The organism is Bartonella sp. AP3QHHD, from assembly GCF_042195765.1.
Taxonomy (GTDB): domain Bacteria; phylum Pseudomonadota; class Alphaproteobacteria; order Rhizobiales; family Rhizobiaceae; genus Bartonella.
This window is the reverse complement of sequence record NZ_JBHIPC010000032.1, coordinates 1-4302: the sequence shown is the minus strand read 5'-3', so window position 1 is coordinate 4302 and position 4302 is coordinate 1. Positions and strand designations below refer to the sequence as shown.

Here is a 4302-nt window from a genome sequence, read left to right as displayed (position 1 = left end):
GTTTTCTTGCTCGTGAATGAGAGGTTGGTTTTCTGATGATGTCGCGTTTTGCTCTGATTGGCTCTCAACAGCATCAACCTCGATTGGCTCGTGAACCAAATCGGTGATTTCTAAATCTTCAAAATCAATTTCTTTTTTTGATAAAACGATAGTTTTATTTTTTTTTATATATATTATTCTTATTCTGGTTCTTTATAGCTAGATTTTGCTTGTCGTTTGCTTCAGCAAAAAAAACGTTTTGCTTATCTTTTGCTTCAGCAAAATTATTAATATGTTGTTTTATATTATTTTTTGCTTTTGCACCTTTTTTACCAGCCTCACTACGAACTTGCGATATGTGCTCTTTTTTATCAGAAAAATCTTTTAGCTCTTCTTCAACGCGCGTATTCCACAATCCATTATCTGTCTCAATAACTTTATCATTCCTCATTAAATATTCGACGATAGTTGCGAATTTTTTTCGTGAACAATGACAAACGCGTGCAAGCGTTTGAAAATCTGTTTTAAGTGGTTCTTTTTTTTCATACATGTAAACGAGAAGGGTTATATAAACGCCCCGTTGTTCCAACGTCATCACATCTGTACCACTTATCCAGTCATACAAATGAAATCTTATCCACGGCATACCATTAGACATGCGCATCCCCTTCTTTCATTAAATATAAAATTGCCAAAGCATCTGCTTCGTTGTCGTCACAAGGCGCGTGACCTTTTGCACGCATTGCCTTAATCAATTCTGCTTTTGAGGCATTTCCTTTGCCTGTCATTGCTTTCTTAATCGTACCAACGGGAATGCCTTCATACGGTATCTGATGATGTTCACACCAAGCTGTTAGAGTTGCCAGAAAGCCCCCATAAACATGAGAAGAGTCTGTACCCACATGCCGACGTACCTCTTCAAAATACACCGCATCAATTTCATCAACAGATCTCTTTAGTTCAGAAAGCCATTTCTTAAAGCGCAAGTAACGCATCCCACCGCCTTCAAAACGGCGTGATTGAAAATATTCTGTATCACTTGTGATAAAACCATCTGCATCACGAAGCGCCCAGCCAGTCTTAGTGCCTAGATCAAGACAGAGAATGGTTTGTGCATTAGTGATCATAATCTCCCCTTAAGGCTCTACGTATTTATATGTGTGCTATGACAGAGCGCGTTGTGATTGCTTGTCTTGAAAAAATATTTTTGAAAAAGTACCCTCCCAATGATTCTAAAAAAGTGGGGAGGGGAAAGATGCAAGAATGGATAAAGATATTTCTTACAGGTTTTTTGTCATTTATCGGATCTCTTTCAGTAGCGGTTATTTTAAGAAATAAAGACCGTAAAGAAGCAGCCAAAATCCGCAAAGATGATTTAGAAAAAGCTGCAAAAAAACGAGAAGAAGATAAAGAATGGATAAGCAAGCAATTTGCAGAAAGCCAGGAACAAACGATAGCCCTTAAAGAGCAAGCGATATCGACAAAAGATCTTGCCAAATGGTCAGAAGAACATATTAAAATTTTGTTAGATAACAAAAGAGTAGAGGATTTAGGAACGCCACCTTCCATATATACAACTGGACCCCATTTGCCAACAAAAGGCAAGTGGACGCTTCTTTGTTTAAAGATAAAAAACAATGCACAAACTGTCATCCACGTTTTAAATATAAAGCTAAAAGATGGTCCTCGCTTTATTCTTGGATATGGCATTAGATACAAACCAGAAACAAGATTGTGGCAAATGCAATCACCATATGTTAATCCTGATGCCAGACCAACGTCACACCCAATATCATCCGGATACTGTGAGAAAGCAAAGGATTTTCGAACGGGACAAGAAATCGATGTTAATATTTCTATAGCTCCCTCAGAAGATAAGTACACAGGAATCCTTATTTTTGTAGCAGCGCGTGAAGAAGATATAAAAGCCCAAGTTACTTTAATCATTACTCATACATCCCCATTGAAACCAGAAACAACAATGACTGTAACGACACAAACCGACCTCATAGACTTTAAAAAATTGCATTAACTCACTTAGGCAAACATTTTTATGCTATGATTTATTAATTTGATTTCTTTTTTTGATAACTTCATCCCTTAAGAGATCAAGCCTTAAGAGATCAAGCTTATCTTTGACTAAGATCATAAACAAGATCAGCTCATTTAAGCGATAAAAAGATAACAACTCTTGAGAAAAATAATTATCAAACCAAGTTGTAAAAACTTGCGTAAACGCAGATGAAAACCATTGATTAAAATCATCGTACGGCAATAACGGAAAATAATTTCTATCATCACGCGCAAAGATACTATACAGCATATAGACAAAATAACCTGTCGATGAGGGATCTATTCTTGTTTCAAAAGATGCATCTTGAGGCGAACGGACACCATAATATATGGTTGCCTCTCCAATATTATTAACAAGATCAATCAACTGGACCTTGCTTATAGTGATATGTGGGACATCTATCATCTCTGATCTTTCTTCTTTAAGAGTGTGAAGGGTGCTGTTGTGACAGAGCGCGTTGTGATTGCTTGTCTTGCAAAAATGTTTTTGAAAAAGGAACCTCGCAATGATTCATTGTTAATTAACAATCCTCATTTGTGGCTCAAATGACGCAAGTTAAAAAAGTTCTCCTGCGAAAATAAAATCTCTCAATTTTGGTTCTTCTTTTTTGTTAATTAAGCAAATGATTTTATTATTTAATTTATCAATTAGCTCCATTTGTGAAGCCAACTTTAATCTTTGTTCATACAGGGTCTTATTTTTTTGCTTAATTAAAGAGGATAGGTTTTCAAGTACTACTTGCTGTTGTTCAATTGACTTATCTCGCTCTGCAAGAGTTGCTTCATGCCATCTCATCCAACTATCAAATTTTGACTTATGCCATTCTTCTCGTTTTTTAAGAATTGTTGTGTGAGTTTCGTGTCGTTTCACAAGATCTTCTACGCTACAGTCACGACATGGTACTTTTCTCCATTCTTCCACCAATCTATTTCCATTCTTCATTTTCGTATTACAACCTATTAATCTACAAAACTGGGTGTAGATCTTCTTCAATATTCCGTTTCTCATGATCTTTCTTCTTTAAGCCTGTGAATTATGCTGTGGGTGTTTGTTGTTATCTGTAGAAGCAGCAATAAAAGCAGGCATAGAGCTAGAACCATCTTTCAACTTTTGTAGCTTGAGATAATTTATTACGGAAATCGATCCTCTTTTTTCCCACTTACAAACAGCGGCTTGAGTTACACCAAGCGTTTTAGCCATTTCTGATTGTGTCCAATTAAATTTGACTCGTATTGACTTAGTCAAATTTTTAAAATCTTCTCGTTGATCCATTTACAAGCTCCAATTACAGCTTTGTCTTATTTTATTCATATAATTATAGTTATATAAAGTCAATGAAAATTATCTTTATCAACGATAAAAAAATAAGGTAAGCAGAAGTATGAGTAATAAATCTAATATCATAAGCACACTAAAAAAGATTTTGACTGAGTTTAACTTAACGCAAGAAGATGTGGCCAAGCGGCTAAATGTAACGCAAGCTTCAGTGTCTAAGTGGTTAAAAGATTCTGATCCGCGCGGTTCTAATCGGGATGCTATTTTAGAATTATATAAAGAATTAACAGGAGATAATCACTTAACAACTTTTGTTCCTCTTATGGGCTATATCGGAGCAGGAACGCAGATAGATCCAAGCTTTGAACAAATTCCAGAAGATGGTCTTGAACAAGTAGAAATTCCTTTTGCTTTACCTGATGATATGATTGCTTTTGAAGTTAAAGGAGACTCCATGCTTCCAGCTTATAAAGATGGAGATATGGTTATTGTAAGACGGCGCCAAATCAAAACGATAGAATCCTTCTTTGGCAAAGAAGCCGTTATTCTCACACATGATAATAAAAGATATATAAAGAAGATTAGCAGAGGAATGAATGGTGAGATAGATTTGCTTTCTTGGAATGCACTCCCCATTAAAAATGTTAAAATTGTATGGATTGGGGAAATCTTTGCTATCTTGCCAACGGATTCTTACAGTAAAATGATTCGATCTTATCGCTAATTATCGCTATATTAAAAAGCACTTTTCTCTTCTTATTTTACAATATGTTATAATAATTTTTACAAAAAATATAATTTTTTATAATTTTTTGCTTGCTAATTTATAATTATAGTTATATAAATATATTATAAATTAACACAAACAATCGCCAAGGGGTGTTAGGGAGGAGAAATTATGGATAAGCCAATTCTTATTAATTCCAATGAAATTTTATTAGTTGTCTATGATGATGATCAAAACATTGGTCGGT

General features: G+C 35.0%; 6 protein-coding genes and 1 pseudogene. 2 read left to right on the top strand and 5 right to left on the bottom strand.

Translation table 11 applies throughout. The annotated features are described in order from the left end of the window. A pseudogene (locus tag ACFIL7_RS01600) lies at positions 1-637 on the bottom strand (DUF1376 domain-containing protein); the annotation flags it as partial. Beyond that, a complete protein-coding gene (locus ACFIL7_RS01595; RefSeq protein WP_375633204.1) occupies positions 630-1106 on the bottom strand; it encodes a crossover junction endodeoxyribonuclease RuvC in 477 nt (158 codons plus the stop codon). The gene ACFIL7_RS01595 and the pseudogene ACFIL7_RS01600, both read right to left, overlap by 8 nt. Before the next feature lie 128 nt (positions 1107-1234). On the opposite strand from ACFIL7_RS01595, the gene ACFIL7_RS01590 reads away from it, so the two are divergent. Beyond that, the gene (locus tag ACFIL7_RS01590; protein WP_375637153.1) at positions 1235-2011 is read left to right on the top strand and encodes a hypothetical protein; all 777 of its coding nucleotides are present in this window, start codon (positions 1235-1237) and stop codon (positions 2009-2011) included. A 24-nt stretch (positions 2012-2035) separates the two neighbouring features. Here ACFIL7_RS01590 and ACFIL7_RS01585 read toward each other — a convergent pair whose 3' ends face one another. The 3 genes from ACFIL7_RS01585 to ACFIL7_RS01575 form a co-directional block, all read right to left on the bottom strand. After that, positions 2036-2458, bottom strand: a complete 423-nt coding sequence (locus tag ACFIL7_RS01585) for a hypothetical protein (protein ID WP_375633202.1) — start codon at positions 2456-2458, stop codon at positions 2036-2038. Positions 2459-2608: 150 nt separating this feature from the next. Beyond that, the gene (locus ACFIL7_RS01580) at positions 2609-3061 is read right to left on the bottom strand and encodes a hypothetical protein (protein ID WP_375633201.1); all 453 of its coding nucleotides are present in this window, start codon (positions 3059-3061) and stop codon (positions 2609-2611) included. 12 nt (positions 3062-3073) lie between these two features. Beyond that, entirely contained in the window at positions 3074-3325 is a 252-nt protein-coding gene (locus ACFIL7_RS01575; protein WP_375633200.1) for a helix-turn-helix transcriptional regulator, read from the bottom strand. A 109-nt stretch (positions 3326-3434) separates the two neighbouring features. On the opposite strand from ACFIL7_RS01575, the gene ACFIL7_RS01570 reads away from it, so the two are divergent. Next, positions 3435-4052: a S24 family peptidase gene (locus tag ACFIL7_RS01570; RefSeq protein WP_375637151.1), complete on the top strand. Its 618-nt coding sequence runs from the start codon at positions 3435-3437 to the stop codon at positions 4050-4052. Positions 4053-4302: the final 250 nt, after the last annotated feature.

What these genes read in the sequence shown, in the direction of transcription:
- ACFIL7_RS01580 (WP_375633201.1), bottom strand. Translation starts at nt 3,061, where the DNA reads ATGAGAAACGGAATATTGAAGAAGATCTACACCCAGTTTTGTAGATTA.
- ACFIL7_RS01570 (WP_375637151.1), top strand. Translation starts at nt 3,435, where the DNA reads ATGAGTAATAAATCTAATATCATAAGCACACTAAAAAAGATTTTGACT.
- ACFIL7_RS01595 (WP_375633204.1), bottom strand. Translation starts at nt 1,106, where the DNA reads ATGATCACTAATGCACAAACCATTCTCTGTCTTGATCTAGGCACTAAG.
- ACFIL7_RS01575 (WP_375633200.1), bottom strand. Translation starts at nt 3,325, where the DNA reads ATGGATCAACGAGAAGATTTTAAAAATTTGACTAAGTCAATACGAGTC.
- ACFIL7_RS01590 (WP_375637153.1), top strand. Translation starts at nt 1,235, where the DNA reads ATGCAAGAATGGATAAAGATATTTCTTACAGGTTTTTTGTCATTTATC.
- ACFIL7_RS01585 (WP_375633202.1), bottom strand. Translation starts at nt 2,458, where the DNA reads ATGATAGATGTCCCACATATCACTATAAGCAAGGTCCAGTTGATTGAT.